21 protein-coding genes, 1 tRNA gene and 5 pseudogenes are annotated in these 24669 nt (G+C 68.5%); 9 read left to right on the top strand and 18 right to left on the bottom strand.

What is annotated here, in order from left to right:
- Positions 1-625, top strand: a 625-nt coding sequence (locus AC0699_RS37040; protein WP_478669885.1) for a transposase, incomplete at its 5' end; no start/stop codon positions are given.
- A gap of 540 nt (positions 626-1165) precedes the next feature.
- On the opposite strand, the gene AC0699_RS37035 is transcribed toward AC0699_RS37040, so the two are convergent.
- The 5 genes and pseudogenes from AC0699_RS37035 to AC0699_RS37015 all read right to left on the bottom strand — a co-directional run bounded on the left by AC0699_RS37035 (position 1166) and on the right by AC0699_RS37015 (position 2984).
- Entirely contained in the window at positions 1166-1408 is a 243-nt protein-coding gene (locus tag AC0699_RS37035) for a hypothetical protein (RefSeq protein ID WP_478669880.1), read from the bottom strand.
- Positions 1409-1795: 387 nt separating this feature from the next.
- Complete coding sequence (locus AC0699_RS37030) at positions 1796-2035, bottom strand: NucA/NucB deoxyribonuclease domain-containing protein (protein ID WP_478669890.1); 240 nt, start codon at positions 2033-2035, stop codon at positions 1796-1798.
- On the bottom strand, positions 1992-2147 hold the full coding sequence (locus tag AC0699_RS37025; protein WP_478669895.1) for a hypothetical protein: 156 nt from the start codon (positions 2145-2147) through the stop codon (positions 1992-1994). Before AC0699_RS37025 ends, AC0699_RS37030 begins: the two co-directional genes overlap by 44 nt.
- Positions 2148-2221: 74 nt before the next feature.
- Positions 2222-2373 (bottom strand): annotated as a pseudogene (locus AC0699_RS37020) (transposase); the annotation flags it as partial.
- A gap of 77 nt (positions 2374-2450) precedes the next feature.
- Positions 2451-2984 carry a hypothetical protein gene (locus AC0699_RS37015; protein WP_478669877.1) on the bottom strand — a complete coding sequence of 178 codons (534 nt, stop codon included), beginning with the start codon at positions 2982-2984 and terminating at the stop codon, positions 2451-2453.
- Between the two features lie 553 nt (positions 2985-3537).
- Here AC0699_RS37015 and AC0699_RS37010 point away from each other — a divergent pair.
- Positions 3538-3852 (top strand): hypothetical protein, encoded by a 315-nt coding sequence (locus AC0699_RS37010; protein ID WP_478669873.1) that lies wholly within the window; start codon positions 3538-3540, stop codon positions 3850-3852.
- An 892-nt stretch (positions 3853-4744) separates the two neighbouring features.
- Here the strand turns inward: AC0699_RS37010 and AC0699_RS37005 are convergent.
- A complete protein-coding gene (locus AC0699_RS37005) occupies positions 4745-4912 on the bottom strand; it encodes a hypothetical protein (protein WP_478669868.1) in 168 nt (55 codons plus the stop codon).
- A gap of 105 nt (positions 4913-5017) precedes the next feature.
- Positions 5018-5226 (bottom strand): annotated as a pseudogene (locus tag AC0699_RS37000) (MerR family transcriptional regulator); the annotation flags it as partial.
- Positions 5227-5468: 242 nt separating this feature from the next.
- Between AC0699_RS37000 and AC0699_RS36995 the strand changes: the two are divergent.
- The 4 genes from AC0699_RS36995 (at position 5469) to AC0699_RS36980 (ending at position 9760) form a co-directional block, all read left to right on the top strand.
- Positions 5469-6161, top strand: a complete 693-nt coding sequence (locus tag AC0699_RS36995; protein ID WP_478669864.1) for a lysophospholipid acyltransferase family protein — start codon at positions 5469-5471, stop codon at positions 6159-6161.
- Between the two features lie 222 nt (positions 6162-6383).
- The gene (locus tag AC0699_RS36990) at positions 6384-6746 is read left to right on the top strand and encodes a YciI family protein (protein ID WP_478669859.1); all 363 of its coding nucleotides are present in this window, start codon (positions 6384-6386) and stop codon (positions 6744-6746) included.
- Positions 6743-7996, top strand: a complete 1254-nt coding sequence (locus AC0699_RS36985; RefSeq protein ID WP_478669855.1) for an RNA polymerase sigma factor — start codon at positions 6743-6745, stop codon at positions 7994-7996. The genes AC0699_RS36990 and AC0699_RS36985 overlap by 4 nt, the downstream gene beginning before the upstream one ends.
- Positions 7997-8227: 231 nt before the next feature.
- Positions 8228-9760, top strand: coding sequence for a DHA2 family efflux MFS transporter permease subunit (locus AC0699_RS36980; protein ID WP_478669851.1), 1533 nt, complete (start codon positions 8228-8230; stop codon positions 9758-9760).
- 268 nt (positions 9761-10028) lie between these two features.
- On the opposite strand, the pseudogene AC0699_RS36975 reads toward AC0699_RS36980, so the two are convergent.
- The 5 genes and pseudogenes from AC0699_RS36975 to AC0699_RS36955 form a co-directional block, all read right to left on the bottom strand.
- A pseudogene (locus AC0699_RS36975) lies at positions 10029-10148 on the bottom strand (IS481 family transposase); the annotation flags it as partial.
- 634 nt (positions 10149-10782) lie between these two features.
- Complete coding sequence (locus AC0699_RS36970) at positions 10783-11535, bottom strand: N-acetyltransferase (RefSeq protein WP_478669848.1); 753 nt, start codon at positions 11533-11535, stop codon at positions 10783-10785.
- A 529-nt stretch (positions 11536-12064) separates the two neighbouring features.
- Positions 12065-12268 (bottom strand): cold-shock protein, encoded by a 204-nt coding sequence (locus AC0699_RS36965; RefSeq protein ID WP_453668793.1) that lies wholly within the window; start codon positions 12266-12268, stop codon positions 12065-12067.
- Positions 12269-12633: 365 nt separating this feature from the next.
- A complete protein-coding gene (locus AC0699_RS36960) occupies positions 12634-12786 on the bottom strand; it encodes a hypothetical protein (RefSeq protein ID WP_478669841.1) in 153 nt (50 codons plus the stop codon).
- A gap of 190 nt (positions 12787-12976) precedes the next feature.
- Positions 12977-13147: pseudogene (locus AC0699_RS36955) on the bottom strand (RidA family protein); the annotation flags it as partial.
- On the opposite strand from AC0699_RS36955, the pseudogene AC0699_RS36950 reads away from it, so the two are divergent.
- Positions 13140-13466, top strand: a pseudogene (locus AC0699_RS36950) (WCX domain-containing protein); the annotation flags it as partial. The pseudogenes AC0699_RS36955 and AC0699_RS36950 sit on opposite strands and share 8 nt — an antisense overlap.
- Positions 13467-13676: 210 nt before the next feature.
- Here AC0699_RS36950 and AC0699_RS36945 read toward each other — a convergent pair.
- Positions 13677-14477, bottom strand: a complete 801-nt coding sequence (locus AC0699_RS36945; protein WP_478669837.1) for a hypothetical protein — start codon at positions 14475-14477, stop codon at positions 13677-13679.
- 113 nt (positions 14478-14590) lie between these two features.
- On the opposite strand from AC0699_RS36945, the gene AC0699_RS36940 reads away from it, so the two are divergent.
- Positions 14591-15073, top strand: coding sequence for an SRPBCC family protein (locus tag AC0699_RS36940; protein ID WP_478669833.1), 483 nt, complete (start codon positions 14591-14593; stop codon positions 15071-15073).
- 1023 nt (positions 15074-16096) lie between these two features.
- Here the strand turns inward: AC0699_RS36940 and AC0699_RS36935 are convergent.
- From AC0699_RS36935 to AC0699_RS36925, 3 genes are all read right to left on the bottom strand, one after another.
- Positions 16097-18928, bottom strand: coding sequence for a CHAT domain-containing protein (locus tag AC0699_RS36935; RefSeq protein ID WP_478669828.1), 2832 nt, complete (start codon positions 18926-18928; stop codon positions 16097-16099).
- Positions 18929-19122: 194 nt separating this feature from the next.
- Positions 19123-19836: a hypothetical protein gene (locus AC0699_RS36930; RefSeq protein ID WP_478669823.1), complete on the bottom strand. Its 714-nt coding sequence runs from the start codon at positions 19834-19836 to the stop codon at positions 19123-19125.
- A gap of 1196 nt (positions 19837-21032) precedes the next feature.
- Positions 21033-21908 carry a hypothetical protein gene (locus tag AC0699_RS36925; protein WP_478669819.1) on the bottom strand — a complete coding sequence of 292 codons (876 nt, stop codon included), beginning with the start codon at positions 21906-21908 and terminating at the stop codon, positions 21033-21035.
- Positions 21909-22418: 510 nt separating this feature from the next.
- Here AC0699_RS36925 and AC0699_RS36920 point away from each other — a divergent pair.
- Positions 22419-23147 (top strand): TniQ family protein, encoded by a 729-nt coding sequence (locus AC0699_RS36920; RefSeq protein WP_478669814.1) that lies wholly within the window; start codon positions 22419-22421, stop codon positions 23145-23147.
- 431 nt (positions 23148-23578) lie between these two features.
- On the opposite strand, the gene AC0699_RS36915 is transcribed toward AC0699_RS36920, so the two are convergent.
- Together AC0699_RS36915 and AC0699_RS36910 are read right to left on the bottom strand one after the other, a co-directional pair.
- Positions 23579-23656, bottom strand: a tRNA-Trp gene (locus AC0699_RS36915).
- Positions 23657-23961: 305 nt separating this feature from the next.
- Entirely contained in the window at positions 23962-24450 is a 489-nt protein-coding gene (locus tag AC0699_RS36910; RefSeq protein WP_478669811.1) for a hypothetical protein, read from the bottom strand.
- Positions 24451-24669 lie beyond the last annotated feature (219 nt).

Raw genomic sequence — 24669 nt, 5'->3', positions numbered from 1 at the left:
AGCGGGGAGATATCCGGCCGTACGTGGGGAATTCCGTGGCCGTCAGTGGGGCGGTAAGTGGCCGCCTATGGGGAGCTTTTCACGGCCGCCGTCAGAAGGATTCACCAACGCGATCCAGCTCCACTCCGAGCTCCAGGACCTCGGCTACTGCGGCAGCTACCAGATCATCAGCGACTATCTGCGACCTCGACGCCAACGCCGTATCCGCGTCGTCGGGCCCGCGCCGCCAGGACTCCGACAAGGCACCGGGTGGATCATGCGTCACCCCGACCGGCTCTTGGAGAGTGAAAGAAGACAGCTGACCAAAGTCCTTGCCCGCTGCCCGGAACTCGCGGCGGCCCACCGTGTCGTCCGCAGCTTCGCTGCCATCCTCACCACACGCGTCGGCCGTCATCTGAAGGACTGGGTCGTCAGCACGCGAGCCGAGGAACTTCCCGGCCTCCGCTCCTGTGCCGTCGGCCTGGAGAAGGACTGGGACGCGGTCGTCCAGGTCCTGACGACTCACTGGAACTCCGGTCCCGTCGAAGGCCGGGTCAACCACATCAAGATGGTCAAGCGCCAGATGTTCGGCCGCGCCAAGCTCCCGCTCCTCCGCAAATGGGTACTTCTCACCGCCGCCCGATGACTGTCCTGCTCAGGCACGACGAAGCCGTCGAAGCACGTACTCCGACGGCCAGCAAAGGGCTAGAACAACGACGTTGGTGACGACGAAGTACCCCGGGCTCACCCAACCGTCCTCTTTATTCACGAGGCCTGGACCGTCCTCGCGGTAGTAACGACGCAATATGCGGCGGCGCAAAGGAGCCCCAGCCACGAGCAGGATTGGAGCAGCAACGACTGCACCGCCGGCGACGGCGAGCCGGACCGCCTGGACCCTGACGACGCTCTCTATCCGCATCGCTCCAGTCTGCCGATCAGAAGAGACTCGTCCACCGCTCTCACGGAATATGTGCCAGAACCCGAAACTCACCGACAAAGCCAGACTCGGAGTCGGCGGCAGGCCGGAGCTTTCACGGAAGCGCGGTCAGAACCCTGAACTTCCCCACCTCGCGCTTGCCCGTTCCCCAGACTCGCTCGCCCTGATTCCCCACCTCGTCGCAGCGTGGACAGGGCGACGGCTTGCTCCCCCAGCCCTGCGGGCGGGCGGTTGCCGATCGGGGTGAGGTCAGGACCACGGGTCGCAGCGAGCTTCGGTGTCAGGTGCGTCGGGGTGCAGCATCTTGCGGAGGCAGCGGTGCAGGCCGTTGCCGTCGCTGTCCTCGACCGCACGCATCCATGGCAGACGCGCCATCAGATGGCGGCGGCGGTGGTGCCGGCTGTGCCATTCGGGTTGCAGGAGTCCGACGACGCGGAAATTCCCGTACCGTTCCCCGACGACTTCCAACGCGACGTATTCCTCGGCACCCATCCGGGGTCTGGACATCACCAGTGGCGGTCACACCCACACCGCCACAGTGGACGTCGAGGTGTGGGATGCAGCTCCGCCGCTGCAGGATCCTGCGGACTGGGATGAGCAGACGGAAGCTGATTTCGAGTCGACCAGCGGGCAGCTTGCGGTGTGGTCGATGCACACGGGCCGGACGGACGAGGTCATCACGCTGGCGGACTCGGGCGGCTCCTGGCGTGTCCGGTCAGCTGTACCGGCCGGGCCGAGGCGGCTGCGCTGTCGCAGGGCGAAGGCACCGGTGTCGCAGTGGAGCGCTACCTCATCCAGTTCTGGCCGGACGACGCATAGAGACTGGTCGCGCTGCGGCGGGAGCGGTCTTGTGGCCGCCCCCGCCGGACAAGCGTCGGATCAGGCGACGATGTTGACGATGAAGCCGCCCTCCAGTCCGTCGATGATGCCGTTCCTGGCGTAGAAACTCTTCAGGATCAGGCCGCCGGCCTGGTTGTCGTCCCGGGCGATCGGCTTCACAGAGAAGTTGAACTCCTTGGCGTCCGGGTCGTACTGCGGTTGCGCGGCTCCTTCATCGGTGCCGGCGAAGGGGTACTCATCGCAATTCCTTGCCGCCGCCGGCGTAGTTGGGTCCCCAATAGCGTTTGCATTGCTTGACCGCTTCAGACCTGTTCTTGTCGATGCGGGCGCTGCTCACCGTGCGGTGCAGTGGCTCCGCGGCCGTCTGACCGGGCACCTTCTTCGCGGACATGTACGGCTGGGTGTCCTGCGGGACAAGGAAGGCCTGACGGATGTGCGCTGCGTGGGCCACGCCGGGCCGAAGACCGGCAGCTGCCGCCACGTGCAACCCGAGGAGGCCGCGAAGATGATCGCTGCAGGGTCTCGCGGTCACCGGCCCGCCGTCGGCCCCCGCCCTGCGGCCGCTTCACTGTCAGCGGCACCACCCGCCGAAACAACAACCACAACTCGTCCGGCACCTACCGCTCGACCAGATCCGTCATGCACGGTTCAACGTACGAACACACCAGAGGAAACGACGTCTTGAGATGTCGTCTCATTCCTCGTTCTCGAGAGAGAAGTCGGCTTCGAGGTCCTCGACATAGACGCGGTGTTCCGAGCGGTAGGTGAATCGACATCCCTTGGCGTGCCCGGTGCCCGGTGCCGTCATCGGCTCGGCCCGGAGGTAGTAGTGGATGGGGCTCTCTTCGCCGGGGGCGATGCGCACGGGCTCAGTGGAGTAGTCCTTGTTCATGCCGGGCTCTTGGGCGAATGTTTCGTCGTAGGCGCCCAGTCCCAGGACGCCGACGTCAGTCAGGCTGACGGCCCGGGCCGGCCCGGTTTTCCAGACGGCGGGCGGATCAATCAGCTCCACGTCAATCACCTCGATGGGTGCGGACGACGTGTTCTCCAAGGACGGGCACGTGAACCAGTACCCCTTGCCCACGGTCGTCCGCCAGAAGCCGAGGACGTAGCCTGGCCCTTTTCCGCCGCCGGCCAACGCCTGCCCCGCCGCCCCCGCCCCGGACGCGCCGATCCCCAGCCCCGCCACCACCATGACGGCCCCCGCCGCGAGCGTGCTCCGCCTCATCGCAACCCCTCCCCTGGCTGTTCTCCGCGCAGTGGATCACACGATCTGACCTGCGCAAAGCTATTTGAGGCACCTCAGAGGTAAGACGGATGCGGGGGGGACGTCAACGACTGCCCGCTCTGCAGGGCTCCATCACCTTCGGTGTCGACAGCGTGCGTCAACAGCCTCGTGCTGTTGAAACCTCGCCGGCATTCGACACCCTCGGCAAACAGCCGGGCCAGGGTCTCGGCATCCTCGTCCGCGGTCGTCCCGACCGTGACCGGCCGCGACTGGATCACTTTCCCGGGGCGGGCGTCGAGCACAAGCGCCAAGGCCAGCAGCGGACACGTGCTGGTGCGCGGAGGGGGCGCGTGCAGGCGCGTTGAGTGCTTCGCGCGCGGGGGTGCCGGTGCCTGGCTGCGGGTGGTTGCCTTCTGTCAGGCTGAAGTGGGCGCTACCGGGCGGTTCGGGTAGCTCCGCGCCGTGGCAGGCCCTGTGCTCATGGATAGCTGGTACTACCAGACGGCCCCGGGCGCCGTTGCGGTTCCGTCCATGTCTTTGAAGAGGAGCATATATGCATAAGAAGGCCGCCACGGGACTTGGTGCGCTGGCTAGCGCATTGGCTCTGCTCGTCGCTGTCCCCAGCCCTGCTCACGCCGCAGTTGGCACCTTCGGCTACTACTACTCCGGCTCAGGCTGGCAGAGCATGACCGACCCTGCTGACCTCGTGTGCCACACATTCAATGGTGGTCCGTCTCAGGTCGTCCGGAACAATACCGACAGCGTGGCCGTTCTGTACTTTGACGCGAACTGCCAGGTTCCAGTTGGAACGGCGGCTGTCGGCGCCACCGTCCAGGTCACTGCCGTTGAAAGCGTCATGTTCCTCTGAGCCCTTTCCGCCGGCGCTGTTGACCGAGAAGGCCGGTAACACCGCTGGCGCGTTGGCAAGGCTTCGGCCAAGTCGCGTGACGTCCGTTCGGTGATCATGTGAGCTCGGGGCAGTCGACTACGAGGATCTGCTGAAGGTCATCCTCGCCGCCGCGGAGCGGGCCATCCGGGCCCGGGACCAGGTCCGGCGCGCTCACCAACACGCTGGTCGTCACTGAGATTCCGCTGGTGATCTGACCGGCAAGGAACCTGCACGGCCCGCCACGGCCGAAGCGGCCGAGACAGAGGACGAGCAGATTCCGGCAGCAGACCGCCGCGGCAGCGCACAACCACGCGCAGTGGCGTCGCGAGCGGCTGGCGAAGGTCAGGGAGCACGTCGAGGACAGCCTGCGGCGACTGGAGCAGGAAGAGCAGCGTGTGGATGCTGAGATAGACGCCGCTTCGCACCCTCGTCGGCCAAGCACGGTCCGAGCATGCGGGCCGCGGCAGACTGCAGGAGGGGCGGTGAGCAGCCCGGCTCCGAGCCCGCGCAGGGTCCCCCTGCCCAAGGGCCGTCGCGGCGCAGGCCGGGCCGGCGTGCCGCGCGAACAATTCCTCCTGAGCAGGAATGGCTTCAACTACCCATGAATGAAAAGTCGTTGCTGACTGTAGAGCAGCCCACTGACAACGAGCCTGGCGCACACCTTGACCTGCGCCTCAGGCCGCACGACCCAGCTGCAACGGGACGCTTCTGACGCGGCCGGCGCGTTCGTCGGCGAGCCGCTTGAGGGCGCGGGCCCCGCTGATGTCGACCGAGACACCGTCTCGGTACGCGCCGCGTGCTCGCGAAGGTCCCCGAGCACCCGCCGTCCGTCACCAAACAGCTCTTCGGGCTCGCGGGCCTGCTCTCGGTTCTACCGCTCCACGGCGACCCGGATGGCCGGGTCGACCGCCAAGGACTTCTTGCCGGCCTGGTGCGCGGCGAGCGCGCGGTGATAACCGGCCGACCCGGGTTCACGGGCGCGCACCGGAGCCTCGGGTACGGGCGGCGTGGACGTCGCCGGGTCGGTTATGGCGCTCATTGAAAGACGCCACCTCTGCTCAGCGCCCGCGCCAAACCTGCTCATCTGATCACTTCACCCTTCACGAAACGGGTGGCGTGATGTGCTGCCAGGCACCCGTAGCCGTCAGCGCACAAGCAAGGTCCTGCGCCCGGAATCATCGCGCAAGTCAGCGGTCAGACCCGTCACGCTCTCAACCCCCTGCTCATCCGGGTTGGCCGGCCGCAACGGGCAGCCATGCCGACGCGTGCGGCAAGCTCGGCCCGCAGGGCGGCGAGCTCGGCCATGCGCGCGTCGACGACCTGGATCTTCTCGTCAAACAGCGCGGATAATCCGCCTGGTGCCGTCTCCGGGAGCAACACGGGAGCTTGGCAAGGCCGCCTCCGAACCGACGCAGGAAGTCGCGTTTCAGCAGGTCAGCGAATCACGCCGGTTCCCCGGACATCGCTCCACCAGGCAATCATCACGGCGCAGGGCGCGCCGGTGACCGTGTACCGGCCCCGCGGCGGGGAGGATCTGACGTAACAGCCCGGCGCACACATACCGGGGAGCCGATTCGGCCATGGGGAGCCGCCCCGTGTTCTATAACGTGCTCAAGTACGTCCTTCTGGGGCCGCTGCTGCGGCTGCTGTTCCGACCGCGGCCCGAGGGACTTGAGCATGTTCCGGCAAAGGGCGCGGCGATCGTCGCCGGGAATCACCTGTCGTTCGCGGACCCCCTTTTCATGCCCGCGGTCCTGAAACGGCGCATCACGTTCCTGGCCAAGGCGGAGTACTTCACCGCACCGGGTCTCACAGGTCGGCTGACCGCGTTGTTCCTCCGCGCTGCCGGGCAGATTCCGGTGGACAGGTCGGGCAGGGCCGCAGGGCAGGCGGCGCTCCGGGAGGGGCTGGGGATACTGGCGAAGGGAGAGCTGCTCGCAATCTACCCGGAGGGCACCCGCTCCCCCGACGGCCGACTGTACAAGGGCAAGGTCGGTGTCGCGGTGCTGGCGCTGACCGCGCAGGTGCCGGTGATCCCGTGCGCGATGGTGGGAACGTTCGAGATCAGGCCCCCGGGCAGGGTCCTGCCGAGGATCCGGCCGGTCGCGATCCGTTTCGGGGAACCGCTGGACTTCTCGCGCTTCGCGGGGATGGAGCACCGCAGGGCGGTCCTGCGGGCCGTCACCGACGAGATCATGTACGCGATCCTGGAACTGTCGGGCCAGGAGTATGTGGACCAGTACGCGGCTGACGTGAAGGCCGGACAGGCGAAGGGGCGGCGGGGCTGATGCCGCCGCCCCGCGGCTGCGGTCCGTCCGGACGGCCGGTCCCGTCGGGGAGCATGCCAGGTAGGTTGATCGTTTGGGTCGCTCGGGCGTTTGAGGCTGTCTTCGGCGGCCCGGAAGAAAAGTTGAAGAAAGTTGTCGTCGGATGTCGAGGACTCGTTTCCTGCTCCGACTGAGGGGTGACAGCGCGCCAACGGGGCGCGTGGAAGCGAGGGGACACCCGAGATGAAGTACGTCGCGATGATCTACGGCAACCAGGCCAAGTGGGACTCCTTCCCCGCCGAGGCGTGGCCGGAGGCCATCGCCAAGCAGGAGGCGTTCAACAAGAAGTACCGGGAGACCGGAGAGCTTCTGGGCGCCTACGGCCTGGCGGACGCGGCCAACGCCCAGCTCGTGCGCCGCAAGGACGGGGCCCCGGCTGTCACCGATGGACCGTACCTGGAGACCAAGGAGTACATCGCCAGCTTCTACCTGCTCGACTGCGAGAGCGAGGAGCGCGCACAGCAGATCGCGGCGGACATGCCCTTCGCCGACACCGAGCCGGTCGAGCTGTGGCCGATCCTGCACGAGTCCGCGGCGGACCTGTGAGCGTGGAACGCGGCGTCGAGGGCCTGCTGCGCGAGCTGGCACCGCAGGTCCTCGGCTCGCTGGTCCGCCGGTACGGCGCCTTCGACACGTGTGAGGACGCCGTCCAGGAGGCGCTGCTTGCCGCCGCTCTGCAGTGGCCGGCCGAGGGAACGCCGGACAACCCGAGGGGCTGGCTGGTCACCGTCGCCTCCCGCAAGCTGGTCGACCATGTGCGCGGCGAGACCTCGCGCAGACGCCGCGAGGAACGCATCGCCCTGGCCACCCCGCAGGCGGAGCTGCTCAGCCACGCCGCCGACTCCGATCCGGACGCAGACCAGGACGACTCCCTCGTGCTGCTGTTCCTGTGCTGCCACCCGGCACTGTCCTCGCCAAGCCGGATCGCGCTGACGCTGCGCGCGGTCGGCGGCCTGACCACCGCCCAGATCGCTGCGGCCTTCCTCGTTCCCGAGGCGACCATGGCCCAGCGCATCAGCCGGGCCAAGCAGACCATCAAGACGTCCGGTATGTCGCTGCGCATGCCGGAGCCTGCCGACCGTTCTGAGCGGCTGGGCGAGGTCCTGCACGTGCTGTACTTGATCTTCAACGAGGGGTACACCACCACGGACGGTGCCGTCCTGACCGCGCCGGCCCTGTCGGCCGAGGCAATCCGGCTCACCCGCATGCTGCACTACCTGCTGCCCGACGACGGCGAAGTGGCCGGGCTCCTGGCACTGATGCTGCTCACCGACGCGCGCCGCCCCGCTCGCACCGGGCCTGACGGCGACCTGGTGCCGCTTGCCGAGCAGGACCGCAGCCAGTGGGACCGCCGACTCATCGCCGAGGGCATCGACGTGATCAGCCGGACCCTGCCGCGGGGACAGGTCGGCCCCTACCAGCTGCAGGCAGCCATCGCCGCGGTTCATGACGAAGCCGAACACGTCGACGCCACGGACTGGCCGCAGATCCTCGCCCTGTACGAACTGCTGGAACAGGGTGCGCAGAACCCGATGGTCACCCTCAACCGCGCGGTCGCCGTCGCCATGGTCCACGGCCTGGCCGCCGGACTCGAGCTGCTCGCGACACTGGAATCCGACAAGCGCATGGCACGTCACCACCGCCTGCTCGCCACCCGGGCCCACCTCCTGGAAATGCTCGGCAAACGCGAGGCTGCGGCCGGCGCCTACCGCGATGCCGCACGACGCACCACGAGCACACCGGAACGACGCCACCTCACCTCCCGCGCGGCGCGACTCGCCCCAACCCGACATTGATCAGCAGGCCGGCCGTCAGCCGGCATGAACGGAACCAGATCACGAAGCGGTGCACGTTCGGCTGTACCTGTCTGGGCACGTGTGGATGTACGCCGACACACGTGCCCGATCAGCGTCAGCAAATTGGTTTTGACCGTTGTCAGTGGTCCCGGAGAGGATCGGGGCACCCCGATGAGTTCTCCACGCCGCCGTGGTCTATCGGTGTGACCCACCACCTGCGCAGGACACCCCATGACGGAAGGCACCATGCTCCAACCACACGCAGCGCCCACGCTCTCACCCGCCCACGTCACCGTCGTGCTGCGGATCCTCGTGCTGTCGACCTTCGTCGTCTTCCTCAACGAGACGATCATGGTCAACGCGATCCCGCGGCTCATGCGCGATTTCGAGGTCACCGCAACGGCCGCGGGGTGGCTGTCCACGGCGTTCATGCTCACCATGGCCGTCGTCATCCCGGTGACGGGCTGGTTCCTCCAGCGCGTCTCGACCCGGACCGCCTTCGGCCTGGCCATGGCGCTGTTCCTCACCGGCACGGCCCTCGCCGCGGCCGCCCCCGCCTTCCCCGTGCTGCTGGCCGCCCGAGTGATCCAAGCCAGCGGCACCGCCGTCATGATGCCGCTGCTCATGACGACGCTGATGACCCTCGTGCCTGCGGAGGACCGCGGCCGGGTCATGGGCAACGTCACCCTCGTCATCTCCGTCGCACCGGCCCTGGGCCCGGCGGTCTCGGGTGTGCTGCTGCAGCTCGGGTCGTGGCGGCTGCTGTTCCTGGCGGTGCTGCCGATCGCGGGGGCCATGGCCGTCTTCGGCCTGCGCAAGCTGGTCAACATCGGTGAGCCGCGGGTCAGCCCGATCGACTGGCCCTCCGTCCTCCTGGCAGCACTGGGCTTCGGCGCCCTCGTCTACGGCCTGAGCGGGCTCGGCGCCGGGGACATGGCCCAGTCCCCAGTGCCGCCGCTGGCCACGACCCTGACCGGTGCCGTGCTGGTGGGCCTGTTCACGTGGCGGCAGCTCTCCCTGCAGCGCTCCTCCGCGCCGCTGCTGGACCTGCGCACCCTGACATTCCGCCATTTCTCCGTGTCGCTCGGCCTGATATGTCTGTCGTTCATGGCGCTGATGGGCGCGTTCATCCTGCTGCCGATGTACCTGCAGGACGTGCGTGGCCTGACCTCGCTGCAGACCGGGCTGCTGCTCATGCCCGGTGGTCTGGCGATGGGTCTGCTCGGGCCGCAGGTCGGCAAGCTCTACGACCGGCTCGGCGCGCCACGCCTGGTCGTGCCCGGCGCCGTGGTGACCGCGTTGTGCCTCGCGCTGTTCGCCCTCGTGGGCGAGCAGACCTCGCCGTGGCTGGTGCTCGCCCTGCACGTGACCCTGAGCGCCGGCTTGGCGTTCATCTTCACCCCGGTCTTCACCTCCGGCCTGTCCGTGCTCCCGCCGCACCTCTACCCACATGGCTCGGCCATCCTCGGCTCGCTGCAACAGGTCGCGGCCGCGGCCGGCACCGCCCTGGTCGTCAGCGTCATGTCGGGGCAGGCTGCCGCCGCGGCAGTAGACAGTGGCGCGAGCGCCACCGGCGCGCTGGCCGTGGGTGTCCGATGGGGATTCGGCGTCGGCGCGGTGCTGGGCGGACTGTCCGCGCTGGTCGCCCTGCTGGTGCGGACTCCGCCCGCGCCGCAGGCGCCCACGGCGTCCGGCGCAGAGGACGAGGACGGCACGACTGCAGATGAAACGGCGGGGAACGCCGATGCGAGCCCGGTCGCCTGACTCGGCCACCCTGCTTGCCACGGCAAGGTGCCAGGGCACGCGTGCAGGGAGATCCGGCCGGATGGCGGTCATGGGTAGCCAGGGCGGTGTGCTTGTGGATCGCATCGCCGTAGCTGTCCATGACCAGCGCGACAGGCGGCAGTGGCATGGCGGGCGGCGTCTTGGTCAGGCGAGGCGGCTGAAGCCCCAGCGCAGCAGCTCCTGATCCACGCTCGGGCCGAGCAGTGTCTCGATCGGGCCCCAGTCAGCCCGATGTAGCACTCAGCGGCTAGGTGTATTGCCCAGTGAGGTCGGGGACGCGGCCGGCGGGTGGTTTGCCTGCGAGCGCGGTGTGTCCGCGGTAGTGATTGCAGGAGCGCAGCCACTGCGGGAACGCTTGTCGGCGTTCGGTCTCGGTCAGGGGTGGATTACGGTGGGGCACGAGGGCTTTCTGTCGCCGGGCGTAGATGTCGCAATCCGCACCAGGCCAGAAGGCCCTCACACTGCCTCACCCGTGGCAGATCGGCGCCCGTGCCCCTGATCAGCGGTCTGCCAATGCCTCCGCACCCGGTGACATCACCCTTTCGATCATGATCGACCGGGGACCTCAGTCATGCCGGGCCCCGAGGCCGGGAGCCCCATTGCGGGGCCAGGAAGAAGGTAACGGGACCTCCAGAAGGAACCGCCCGACGGGATCACCGTCGAGTCGGCCGACCACGGACCCGGACGCTCCAGGGCGGCCTGATCAAGCCGTCAAGCGGGGGCGCTGGAACTGCCGGGTCGGCCTCCCCGATATGCGCGCACGGTGCGGGGTCAGCCTCAGCTCGCAGCGGACTGATGTCGACCGCATCGTTCTGGCTGCCAGGGAAGATCGGTGGAAAGAAATGTGGAGAAGCAAGACCTGATCGCAGCTCTTCTCAAGATCAGACCGCTACGGCCGCCTTCGCCGATGGAGCGGCTGGCGGCCCCCAGCCCGGACAGAACCGGGCAGCACCTCCGCCCGGAACCCCCCGCTACAGCCTGAATCGGTATCGAGCATCTCCTCAGAGCCGGTGCCGTACCCATACGTTCGGCTCGACGTAGACCGCGTTGTCGCGCTCCAGGTCGCACCGCACAGGAGCGAGCGCGCCTGGCACCAACACGTCCCCGGTCGTGTCGAACGGGAGTCCGGTCCACTCCCGCCACTCCGCGAGCGACCCGGAGATCGTCATCGACACGGGGGCCACCTTCTCGATCACCGCCCCGGCGCGGGCGTGGACCCGCAGCCAGGAATCGTACGGCAGCCGGTCCTGCTCGCGGACGCGGAAGGCGTACTCGTCCATCGACGTCTCCGGCTCGCGGTGCTTACCACTCGGCCGCACCGGGGCGACGACCTCAGTGAACCCGTACGCCCGGGCGTTCTCCCTCATCGCGCCGAGCATGAGCCCGGAAAGCCTGCGCCCCTGGAGATCGGGCCGCACCGCGATCTCGATCGCGCTGACCATGTCGGGCTCGTCTCCGCGCCGACGGTCGGCGAACGCCCACAGCAGCACCTCGTCCCACCCCCGATCGGGGAGTCGGCCCTGCCGCTTGGACCGAGCCATCCGGAACGGGACACTGAGCCCGCGCGCCACCAGTGCCCCGTCGCCGTCCGTGGCCACCACCACGTACTCCGGGAACTCCTGGGCGATCAAACCCATAAGGGCGTTGGACACCGGATCATGGTGCATGAACACGGGCCAACTGTCCGGCATCTCCCACAGGACGTCGCACAGCTCGGGCCGCTCGGCGAGAGTGGTAACGGTCACATGCTCCATGCCGTGCACCCTAGGACGCCGGCCTGCGCAAGTCGCCTGGTTTTCAGAACGTCGGCCGGCGCCGTGGCGTCACCGTTGATCAATGCCGCTGAACACGGACCCGGCCATCACAGGATCACGGAATCGAGTCCGCGTCCCGAACGCGCCCGCATCCGCAGCGAGAAGAGCGCCCGCTCGAGCGGCAGACCACTGCCCGCAACGGCCTGGCGACCTGCTCGGCCGTAGCGCCTTCAGCTGCCGAAGACTGTCTCGCAGAGGAACTGCGTCAGCAGGTCAGCCACCGCACCGGGCCGCTCCAGGCCGGCAGGTGGCCGGCCCAGGGCGTTCCAGGTGGCGGGCGCCGAAGATCTACTCCGGCAGGCGGGCGGCGACCTCGCGACGAGGACCTGGCCACAGGAAGTGGAGACACGCCTCGACACGATCGACGGCCGAGGCCATGCTCCGCCGGCTGTCACAAGGCATCACCACACGCCGACGGCGCCCGTACGCGGTGCGGGCGCCGCCAGAATCGAGATGAACAGCCGGAGGCTCAGCCGCGGATGATGTTCTCCGCCTGAGGGCCTTTCTGGCCCTGCGTGATGTCGAACGTCACGGCCTCGCCCTCCGTCAGTTCGCGATACCCGTTGCCGGAGATGTTGGAGTAGTGGGCGAAGACATCCGGTCCGCCTCCGTCCTGGGCAATGAACCCAAAGCCCTTCTCGGAGTTGAACCACTTGACTGTGCCGCTGGCCATTTTCGTCCCTCTGGTCAATTCAGCAGCGCCCCGGGCTCGGGCCGCTCCAGCGCCCTGTTCAAGCGCCAGCCCCAGTCTTCCCCGTGCGTCCCCACACCAACACTCGACAGTCCAATCTTGCTGTCGTCATTCGCACAGATCCCGCCGTCCGTGGGACACGGATGCTCCTGTGCCGGCGTGCTTGATCCTGTCGAACCACAGAGATCGGCTCCGGCTCGTTGGGCGGCTATTGGGACGGCCAGGTCGCCGACCGTCCGACTGGCCGAACGTCGCCTCGCGGGGCGGCGCATCGTGCCCTGGCAGCTGCTGGCCGGGGCGGGGGTCGTCCGGACAGCGGGCATCCCCCACGCCGGCCCCGACCCTGCTCAGGTCATGGCGGCGGGCTCGGCCTTGGCCCGGGACCGGGCGAGGCGGTGGGAGCCGATGCCGTACTTGCGCATCGCGGCCCGCTTCGTCAGCCCGGCACGGCTGTCCCCGCGGATCGCCGCGTACAGCTCGATCTTGGGCCTCGGCGCCATCGACGCGCCCTCGCAGTACTGATCACGCCCGTGCTCCCAACGCAAGCCTTCCGTCGTTGGGTTGCAGGAAGGAATCGCCGTCGAAGCCATAGACGCCGATTGTCACCATTCTGAGCACCGGGCAATCACCCATCTGCCTGCTGCTCGTGCCGGTTCAACCAGCACGAGCAGCAAGGGTGGTGAGGTCGCATCACGCGACGGCGGTTCCCTCGAGCTCGACCATCTGGCCGTGGATCGCCAGCCGTGTCACCCCGAGCATCGTGGTGGTCGGTGCCACCCCGGCGGCGCCCAACCGCGACGCCAGCACGCCGTAGTACGGGAACAGCAGATCGACGTCGGTGGTGTAGACGTTGAGCCGGACGCCAAACCGGGTTGATCTGGACCGGGTCTGGCGGAAACGCTGCGTGCAGTTTCTGTCCAGCGACCATATTGCCGTGCTGATACGGGTGAACCCGGAGCGGCGGGAGGACCTGCTGAGCACTGCGGTAGCCGTCCGAGCCGCGGAACCCGACGCAGACGGCTGGCTGCGGCTGGAGGTGACGTTCCACCATTTACGACACGCCAAGTGGGCGCTGTGGCAGCTCAGCACGGATGCCGAAGCCTTGGCCCCGGGGTCGTTACGCACCTCCTTGCGCAACCGCGCCGTCGCGATTGCCACCCGCTACGGAGACTCGTCCTGAGAGTTAGTCAGGGCGCACATCAGAAGTAGATCTTGGATGTCCGATGACTGCAGTACCGTCGCGGCCTCCTCGACGGCCTCGTCGCCAAGACCGGACTCGATCTCCAACCCCCGCAACCTCAGCCGCTAAAGATCTCTAGCTAGGCCCCGGAGTCCTAGCCCAGACACCAGCCGCAAAGTCCGGCCGGACGGAACGCGCAGCTCCGCGGTGCTAACCCCGCCACCGCACCCCCTGCCGCCGCCGCAGCCGGTGAAACTCCCACCAGGCCACCGCCGTCACCGACACCGGGCCACCGAGGAACGCACAGACCGCGAGCGGCACCGGGCCCGGCGGGAGACCGCCCGCCGACAGGCCGAGGAAGGCGAACACCCAGACCAGGACGGAGGTGACCAGCGCGGGCAGCGCCGCATGCAGGGCGGACAGGTTGAAGGCGTGGCCCAGCGCCGGACCGGAGGCGAAGCAGAGGAAGAAGATCACCCACCAGAACGGCGCCCAGCACACGAACATCACGGACACCCAGAGCAGCACGTTGGTGTTGCCGGGCAGCAGACCAATCCCCTCGGCCGCCGACAGGAACAGCAGCGGCACCAGCGTCCAGGCGCCGAAGTACCACAGGGCCGACCGGCCCGCCGGCCACAGCCGCGTCCGCATGGCCCGCCGCGTTCCGGGCCCGGCCGCCAAGAAGAGCAGTGTCACCACGACCGCCGCGCTCAACAGCGCCAACCAGGGCGCGAACAACAGCCGTTGCAGGAACCGCCCCGGTATCTCCGCCACGTCCTGCCAGCCACCGAACCCGGCCAGCAGCGCTCCCGACATGGCGAGGGCCACCCAGGCCCGCACCCTCTGCACCCGGAGCACCCCGGGATCCTCGACGTGCCCTTGCGGGCGTACGGAGAAGACCCGGCGCGCCATACGGCGGGCCGTACGGGCCAGCTGGTAGCCGACCAGCAGCGGTACGGTCAGCCACCACAGGCACGGGAAGAGCAGCACCGGCACCACCGCTGGGTGCATCTGCTCCCGCCGCCCCCGCAACACCTCATCCAGCGGCGGCCATTCGTCCTCACGCAGCCGTCGCGGTGGCCCAGAACGGCACCGCCGGCTCACGCAAGCGGCGGACAGTCACCGTGCGAGAAGGAATCGCCGCCACCCCGCAACGAGCATGGGAAGCCATCGCCGTCGTGACGAGGATGGGCGAGTGGAGCCCTGAATGCACGGGCGGGAGCTGGCTCGGCACCCCGGCACGGCCGGTGGCAGGAGCGCGGTTCACAGGCGCCAACCGCAAGGGGCGTATCAGCTGGACCACCCAATGCACCGTGACCCAGGCCGAACCCGGCCGCGTACTCACGTGGGAAGTGAAACTCGGCCTGCCACTGGCCCGCTGGAGCTTCACCTTCACCCCGACGCCGCACGGCACCACCCTCGTCGAACAGACCTGGCACGACCTGCGCGTCGGCCCCCTCGGCGACCTCTCCGCCCGCCTGGGCGAAACCGCCCTGCGCACCGGAGCCCGCGCAGCCCACAACGAACAGACCATGCGCGCCACACTGGCGGCACTCAAACAGCACCTGGAATCCGTACAGACCAACCAGCCAGAACCTCACGTGTGACTCCCGTCGGAGACACGCCGGGCGCCCTGACCGGTGATCCCGGAAACGCCAGCCCGGCCCGCAGCCCGGCAAGCGGCAACGGGCCGGACCGCAGTACCGATTCGGTCCCGCCCCCGCGTCGCCGCACTCCTCCCTTGGCTGCTGCGCTCGCGACCTCTCGGACGAAGCCCAGGAGCGTCATCTCGACGCCCGCCTCCCCATTTCCGGAACAACACGAGATCCGCCGCCACTGACCATCCCGCTGCGGGGGCACACTGCGAGGGGCATACACGAACGGGTGACGCGACGCCTGAGAGAAGTGACGCTGTGAGACAGCGAACTCTGTCTAAGAGGGCGCCCTCAGATTCTTCGGCAAGGACCTCTACGGCCTGGCCCAACTGGTACCACTCCGCGCGGCCGCTCTGTATGGCGTCCAGACGACGACGGCCGCGGCCGGCAACCGGACTCGGCCAGTTCGCAGATTCCTGCGCTCCTGGGACCACGAACCCGCGGGCCATTGGCTGGCGAGCGGGCGCTGGCCCGTGCGGTTGAGGTGACGAATCGCGCTTCACGGAGAGGGGTGTGGCCGTGAGGGACTCCGTCTTTTTCCACATCCGGATGCGGCAACGTGGCGGACTTCCTGAACTCATCTCGGTGATCGAGCGGTTCACCCCTGTCGTACAGCCTCTGGCGCCGTCGGCTGCTGTGGCCCAAGCAGGCGCCTCCTTGAGACTCTTCGGCACTGAGCCGCGCAACCTGGCGCTGAGGATGCGCCTCCAGGCAGCCGCGTGGTTCGGCCTCGACGTGGTGGTCGGTGCCGGTCCGTCCTGGACGGTGGCGGCCATGTCATCAGCGCGCATCGGGCGAAGCGGGGTTCTCGCCGTCACGCCGACCGAGACGGCGAGGCTCATGGGCCCGCTCCCCATCTCCGAGCTGCATGGGATTCGGCGAGGATCGTCTGTCCGCCGGCCTGCTGGACGGGGTACCGGTTTCGCGCTCCTTGGGGCCGGTAGGGCGCCGCAGAGGCGTCGTCACCCCTGAGATTCAGACGCCGAGGAAGGTGAAGGCACCCCAGTCCCGGTATTCCGGGTGCCTCCTGCGGGTCTCCACCTGCGCCGTCCGGAAGGCGGTGGAGGTGGCCGCGCCGTTCGCCAGCGCGGTGTAAAGGGTCAGGAAGAACGTGTCGGACACCCCCGCGGTGATCGGCCACAGCGCGCCGACGACCGCTCCCGCCCCCGCTCGGAGGAACGCGGCTGTGAGCCCGTGGATGTTGTCCATGTCGTCATAGCGGACGAGCGCTGACTCGCAGGCGCAGAGGGAGACGAGGTCGACTCCTCGCAGGTCGCAGGCGAGGATCTCGTGTGCGTGGAGCCGCCCGGCACGGTCGCCCTCCGTCCCGGCGAGGAAGAGGCACGCGAAGGAGGGTGCCTGGACGTTCTGCATGCCGTGGGCGGCCAGGTGGATGTAGCGGGTGGTGCCCAGCCGCTCGACGACCCGGGCGGGGGTGGCTTCGGTTCCGGTCAGCGGACGGGAGCCGAACATCGCCGCGATCCGCTCGGCCTGACTCTCCAGCGAGGGCTCGTCGGCCAGCCCGTAGGCGACTCCCCCGCTGCTGCAGGCCACGGACAGCATCCCACTCCGGGGCACGGGAGCGGGACCTCGGAAGAGGCACGCGAGCGAGGGAATGCTCGTGATGGTGAACGCGTCGGCGAAAATCCCCTCCCCGAAGGGGACGAGGTGCAGCGGCAGGAAGTACAGGGACCCGTGCGGCCAGACACAGAGTTTGGTCAGACCCCTGTCCCGGTGTTCCTGGAGAAGGTCCAGCAGGGTGGGTGAGAGGCAGTCGCGCATGTGCCCGAGCTCTCGCTGTCCTGCAAGGGTGACTTCGCGGTGGAGAGGGTCGTCGATCACGGCGTCTCGCAGCCGCGCGACTTTGAGACCGATTCCCGATACCTGGAGCACCTCGCCGCGTCCCTCCTCGTCCTGCACGACGATCGCGCCCCGCCAGGCGGGCTCGTCCGGGGCGAAGACTCCGAGAGCCTTGCTGTGGGTCCTCGTCTGGACCTGGGCGTAGTAACCGGTTCTCCGGTTGGCGCCCACTGCACCGAAATAGAATGAGACCAGGACCGTGTCTTCGGGCAGGGACGCCCTGACGGCGACGTCCGACCTCGTCGCTCCCGCATGGCTGAGTCCGTCGAGGAGGCGCGCGTGGTCGGCCCGTTGGAACCGGCGCAGCAGGTTGTCCCGCCGATCCTGCTCGGTTCGTCCGTCGAGGTCCTCCAGCCGGTGGAGGAACGCGGTCTGGGACCCTTCGCCGCCCAGACGCGTCATGAGGCCGAAATCCGACCTCACTTCGGCTGGAACCGTCGTCGGCAGATCCCGGATGTTCCTCAGCAGTCGCGCCATCGGTCCGGTGTCCGGTTCAGGTCCCGGCTTCGCGAGGGCATGGCTGAGCGCACGCCCCTTGAGCATCGTGAAGATGAGCGCGCAGAGATCCGGGTCGAGGGTCCCCTCCTCGGCCCACAGCGCCAGCAGACGCTCGAAGCACCGCTGGACGTACTGGAGGCCGACCTCGCCCAGGCCGGTCTCGGGGAGTGCGGTGATCCCGGCCAGGCTCCGCGCGACGGCCCGGTCGATCCGGGTCAGCCTCGCCGGGGGTGTCTCGCGGAGGTTCACCTCAAGAAGATGGAGACAGAAGGTCGCTTCGACGGAGTACCCCGCTCTGGACAGGTCGTCGGCCGCGCGGGCCGATGCGAGGACCGATTCAGCGCAGTCCCCCGAGCCCATGAGCATGCGTGCGCGCACCGAGCCGCGGAATCCGCGCAACGTCCGCAGAGGGAGGTCCAGGTCAGGCGCGTACCGGGTCACCGCCCACTGCGCGACATCCTCGGCCTCCGTGTTCCGTACGGGTTCGTGGCGCAGGGCGAGGACGCACCTTACGGCGTACTTCCTTGCCGCCGCGCCGGAGAGACCCTCCACTCTGGGATGGGTCGGATCGGTTTCGCTGCCGTGGTCCGCGCGGTCGGCCGGCGGAAGGCGACGCGCAAGCTCCAGATCCAGAAAATAGCGGTACTGCTCGAGAGCCGGCGCGTCTGCCAGAAGAGGGTAGATCTCGTCGGCGAACATCTCCGCGGTCTCGCGGTCTTTGAGGAGCATCAGGACTCTGATGATTGTGACGCCGGCGACCACGGTGGCGAACGTCCCGCAGAGGCCCTGCATCCAGTCCGCGGAGAACTTGCCGACGGCCCGGGTTCGCAGAAGATCGGCCCGGTCCCGCTTGACGATGAGCCAGAGCAGCCTGGCGCAGGCCAGCGGTGCGCCATCCGATGGCAGCAGCCGGGCGGCCTCGTCGCACCAGGCGTCCACCGTCTCCGGATCGGCGTCGCCCCCGGCGTGGTGGAGGGACAGTACGCAGAAGGCCAGCTGCACGAGCGCCTCGCCCCGGTCCGGGCCTCGCGTCTCCTGGACGGCCCGGCTGAGAAGGTCCCGGGCTCGGCCCAGCGCCGCGGCGGGCTCGGGCATCGCGAGGTCCTGCCCGAGCCCCTTGTCCACGACCCCCCGGGACCAGTCCTGTTTCACCTCGGTCATCGCCCGGCAGAAGGCGTAGTCGGGATTGGCCGGGTTCAGGGCGTAGGGAGTCAGATGCAGCATTCCGGCGGTGTGGAGGGACAGGCCCAGGCGCGAGGGATCCGCCGTCCGCAGCATGTCCTCGGCTGCCGCGGCGGCCCGGTGATAGAGACGTCCGTCCGGCCGGGCGCCGAGCACCTGGGTCGCGGTGAGGACGAAGACGCCGCTGCTGGCACGGATCAACGTCCGGTTCGAGGACTGGTGCTCCCGGGCCCACGCGTGGATCAGCGAAGCTGTCAGCGCCCCCATCTCGCTGTCGGTGAGGGCCGTCTGCCAGGCGGCCTGGACAATGACGTCCGCGTACTCCGGCGGGAGCAGCTCACGGTCCAGGCGTGCGAGACGATGGGCCTCCTGCTCACTGATCTCGCCGTCCCGGACGAGGCGCAGGAGTTCAGCCAGCCGCTGGATCGGCTCCGGCCTCTCGAAGGAGGCCCCGTCCGCGTTCAGGCCAGTGCTCCGGCCGCGAGCGTGATGACGCGTTCGTTGGGCGGAATGTTCGCCCGGTAGGGAATGAGGCCGCCAAACCGTTCTCTGCGCTTGGCGGAGAGCGCGAGGTGGGCGCTGCACCCGGTGCGGGCGGCAGAGCGCGCCACGAACACCATATGGTGCATCCCTAGCAGTTCGACGGCGGGTGTGGTCTTGAAGTGCCATTCGGCGATGGACTCCCCTTCGCCGACCGCGACCACGTGGCACATGTCCGTCTCGTACTCGGTGGTGTTCTCGACCCCCGAACCCAGCTCGAGGAGTTCGGGGACGAGGGTCACGTTCGGCCCCAGGGTGACGGTCCGGCGCCGGGTCACCGCGGTGGCCAGCCTCCGAGGCGCCATCGACCAGACGACGGGCGGGGGCAGGTCGGGAACGTCTGCCTGCTGGAGGGAGACGGACAGGACGGCACTCCGTACCGGCCCGGTGGCGGGCCGGAAGCTGCAGGTGAGATGGACCAGGTGGTACTGGAAGATGCCGGCATCCTGACGGAGGCGGTCCTTGAGTTCGGTATCCAGTCCCTCGTGGCCGGGGTGGAGCAGCAAGGCCTCGGACCGTCCGATGCTGACCTGGCCCACGACCGTCCCGCCGAGCTCGCGGTGGCCCAGGACCCGCCGCGGCACCAGGGGAATGTCGCTGACGGTTGTTTCCGGAAGAGCAATGATGGACGACACGCGCTTCCCCCGCTCATTCGCGACGCTCTCACGAGGCTAGCCGATGCGCGCCAGGTCCGAATCCGGTTCGAGAAGGACGAGGAGTCGATGTGCGAGTACATCACGGGACCATCCCCGTGGCTGCGTGGGTGAAATCCGGGAACGGTTGGCACCGGTAGGCACCTAATTCCAGGACTCCAAGGTCCGCAGCCTCATCAGCCGGGGACGGCATCGCCGGACCGCACGGGCGCACGCCGTGTCCAGAGCTCGAAGCCCGTGAGGAAACGGCTCGGTCGCTGATCTTGTGACGGCCGCATCCCCCGTGGGGCGTCTGTACCCGTCCGCCTATTCTGAACGCGTTCAGTCGGTCGTTGGGCGGGGATGCGGATGAGCACTTCATCGAGACGGTTGCCGGCTCTGGCTGCCGTGTTGGCCTGGGCCTGCGCGGGTTGCGCCGACGCCGGGGGGGTGAAGCAGCCCGCGTTGATCAGTCGGCTCTTGCGGGCGCGTGGAGCAACCCGGCTGGCGCTCGCCTTCGCCTGGGAGCCGACCGCGGCATGACGGGAGAAGGCCTCAACAGCGCCATGCTGGGAGGTACACAGTGCCCTGACACGGCAGCCGGGCACTGGAGCTTCTTCAGCTCGCCGGACGACACGGGTTCGTCGTTCGCCGACGACGATTTCACCAGCGGCGACTACATCGCACTGACGATTGACGATCCGAAGACCCCCTGCCTCCTTTCAGCCCTGATCCGGCGTGACGGGCAAGGACTCAACCTTTGCCTGGTAGATGACCCCGACTCCGACTGCTCTGCCAAAGAACTCCTTCGCCCTGAGCCAGCGACGCCAACAGACCGGGTACGGCAACGACCGGCTGACCTCACCCCCGGACAGACATCACAAGATATGCGACAGAGCCGAGAAACGCGTCACCGTGGCGCAGCTCATCCATCGAGGATCCCGGACCCTGAGAGACCGCGAAGGCAGAACATGCGAGGACGCTTTCCGGCGTCCGAGTGACACCGATCTTGGCGCTTTACCGAGCCGTGATCACATCGTGAGGCCTAGGCGGGGAGACGATCACCCCGTCCGGCGCCGGACTCTGTCCCCGCTCCGAGGACCGTTCTTGAGGCATCCGCGATCAGCTCGGCGGCCCGTTCCTTCCAACGCCAGATCCAGGCGGGCTCAACTCGGCGACGCTGAAGTAGCGCTCCGGCGTCAGGAGCCGTCGGCGGCCTTCCGCAGCTCGTACAGCTTTCCGGAATCCGGGTGACCGACGTGCTGGTAGATCCAGGGCTTCCGGTCGGTGCCGCCGACGCGCCACGCCGGCCAGGAACACCCCGGGACACGGATGCGGACTTCCTGGGTCCAGACGTCCCGCCCGGACTCGTACGACCAGGTGCCTCGGCCCGAGCACCGCCGCGACGGGCCGCTGGGGTGGTCGTCGGGGTCGTGCTCGCCCACGCCGGAGGCCGTGACCCGGCCGTCCGAGGTGAAGACCAGCGTTCCGCTCGTGTGGTCGACCCAGGTGCCGGCCATGGTCGCCGGACCGATCGCCGGCGGCTCATAAGCGGGCAGCAGGCCGGCAGTGAGCCCGAGTGCGCCGACGAGGCCGGTTCCCGCCACCACCGCTGTGCCCCACAGGGCCACTTGCCGGACCAGTCTCGGGTGCCGGGGCCGGGCAACCAGGCCGCCCACCGAGAGCGCGGCCGTGGCCACCGCCCAGAAGACGAGCATGGGCCGCGCCTCCGCGCGGTTGTACGCCCCGAAAACCACGATCGGCGGTGCCGCCAGGGCCGCCACCACCAGCGGCACCCACCACCACGCCTCGCGGCCGCCGATCCGGCGGCCGAGCAGATCGGCCAGCGCCACCGCCGGCAGCACGAAAACTACGGACAACAGAAACGCGATCACGCCGACGATCACGCCGAACGAGAGCAAACCCGCCACCAGGGCGGCGTGGTCGACCGGGGTGTCCGGCGGCGGCTGCGTCCGGACGTACAGGAGGACCACCACGATGGCGAGCGCGACCTCCAGGCAGCCCACCAGCACCGAGACCACCAGCATCCGGCCGTACGACCGCTTCTGATGCACGGCCAAACCCCCTCGTGGCACGGTGAAATGAACGCGTCCGCCCGGCCGACGGCGTGGCCCCATTCTGCCAGCCGGGCTGAACGCGTTCAATTAATTCTTTGTGCACCACAGGGGATGCGTGGGCGCGCTCCCGCTCCAGCCACGTCGCAGCCGCCTCACCGTGTGTCAGCAAGCAAGCATCCGCCGACACCTGTGAAGCCGGCGACCCGAGTGGAGGAGCTGCTGTTCGCCTGGGCGATGCCCTGGCGGATCGACCGCTGCATCCGCATCCTCAACTCGGCGGGCTCTCGCCACCCCGATCCAGGCCGTGACGCACTGGCCAGGCAGGTAAAGACGCCGGTCTTGACCTCACTCCTCAAGTCCCTCCTCGGAGCTCCTCGAATTCCGGTGTGCGCATGGCGTCAATGCACTCCGCGGTGACATCCCGGAGGCATCCGCAGACTTGCAGCAGAACCAGCCGCAGTGGGCGATCCGATATCGAAATGCCGGGTCGTATGTCACGGTCTGGGCATGACCGAAGGCATCAAGGGCTCCGCGCGGGCGCGTACGACCAGCATGCCGCTGAGGACGTCGGATCTGCCGATCCGCGTTCCGCTGCTCCACGGGGAGACGACCGCCTCGTTTCTGGCCCGTACTGCTGCCGCCAATGGGCTTGAGCTACGTCGGCTGATGAAGGCGCTGTACCACGGCCACCTGCCCCGCGCAGGCACCGACGTACAGCCGTCCCGCCAGGAGATCCTCCTCAGCGGGCCGGCGGTCGCCCTGCTGGCCGCGGGAATGAGGACGTTGCAGCGCGCGCTGCCCGGCCTTCGCCCCGAACAGCTGCCGACCGCCTCGAGCGCTGCTGTGAGCATCAGGGTGTGGCCGGAGCAGCCGGGCTCCGGGCCTCTTAAGGCATGCCCGCTGTGTCTGGAGGACGGCGCCTGGCTGATTGCGGCCGGGCACCGGTGGCGGCCGTGTGCCTGCGGGCGTCGCTGGCAGTGCGGGGACGACGGCGGCTATCTCATCGACACCACACGGCTTCCGGAGCTGGGGCGCGGGCTGCGGGAACACCGCAGGTTCGACCACAGGATGGGGCCGGCCGGGGACGCCCTGGTCGCCGATGCCCACCAGGTCACGTTGTGGTGGTGGGCGTCCAAGCAGGTCTCCCGTGATCTGTGGCGGTCGAGGGAGCACGCGCTGTCCGTCGGCCCGAGGCTTCGACGGCGCTTCCCGCCCGGCCCGCCACCCGGAGTATGAAGGCGGCTGAGCGCCGTTGGCACCTGCTGCCCGCTCTCCACCACGGCCCGATGACCGCGGCCCGTTCCAGGCCAGATCGTGCCTGCGCTGGGTATACGGCCTGCCGCTGACCACGATCATCGAAGTCTGCCCGCACTGCCACAGCCTCGCCCCAAGCTGCCGGTGGGTGCCCTCACCAGACTGCCCCCAACGCCCGGCGGACATCGCGCCGCACTGGCTTGAGGGCTACTCATCGCCGTCCCGACTCACCGTGACCTGCGTCACCGTCAGGGGACGGCTGTTCTAGGCGAGTTCGACACGGGGTGCCGAACGCCGCGCGACACCCATCCTGACGACCTGTGCTTTCGCATGGAGCGCCTCTCCAAGGCAACCCGCGCGCCATGAAGAACTGTGAGCGACGGCGTCCGCGTCGCGCGACAGCCGACAGCGGCTGGCAGGGGCGGCAGGATTCGAACCTGCGGCGTGCGGGTTTGGAGTCCGCTGCTCTGGCCGGGCTGAGCTACGCCCCTTCAATGCGGCGAGTATGTCTTCGGTACGGACCTGTCCGCCATGCAATTTTCGTGGTGCCGAGGCTGCCCCAGGCTGCAGAGCCGACACGTCTGCATGGAAGTGGCTGACTTCTCCGTCCACGCCCGGAAGACGACGTGAGCAGAAGCTGGCCAAGCCGAGCAGCGTGTTGAGCGACGTTCTGTATGAACAGCAACGAGAGGCTTGGCGACACTCGCGGTGGAGACGTTCAGGTGAGGTCTCTGATGCTTGGGAAAACTTCGTGCGCGACGACATGCTGAACATGTAGAGGGGCTCGCGAAAGCGACTACGCGTCGGGGCGTGTCCATCGCTTGATGATGTGCGGCTGGGAGTACGGGGCCGGCCAGGCTTGCAGTCGGATCTCCTCGGTGTCCGCCGGCTCGTCCTCGCAGTCGGGGTCGGGGAAAGCGGCGGTAGCGAGGTTCCGTCGGGAAGCGCGGATGCGGGTCCACCCGGCGGGCATGTCGAAGCGTGCCGCATCGGGGAGGTAGTCGGTGCAGCCCAGCACGACCAGTCGTCCCGAGAGCAGGTTGAGGCTGGCTTCGACGACGTGATCGAAGTCGTCGCGGTCGTCATCCGGCTGCTGCGCGAGGACGTGGACGCTGACTGCCAGGGTGATGTTGACGTCGGTGCCGATGGCCAGGGCATCTTCAGTGACACCGAGCCCGTCCAGGACGGCTTGTTCGGTCCACACGTCGCTCAGGTCGCCCTCGGACGCGTCGTCCAGAACGTGGATCTGGAAGTAGTCCGCGAAGAGCTCAAGGTCTGTCACCACGGGGTCATCATCGCTGCTGCTCAGGGAGGGCAGAGCGTCGGGGTGGGGCTGTCGTCAGGTGAGGCCGCCGACCGGGTGATCCGAACATGACCGCTGGCCCGTCTGGAGAGATTCCGGCTGATTGCTGCAGGTCAGCGACTCAGCGCACCTTCGGTGCGCGCCGGGGGCGTGGTAAATGCCGTGGCGCGCGCCGAAGGTGCTTCTGTCTGCCCTGACGTG

It is taken from the genome of Streptomyces sp. NPDC043870 (assembly GCF_056435785.1).
This window is presented reverse-complemented; position numbering and strand designations above follow the sequence as displayed.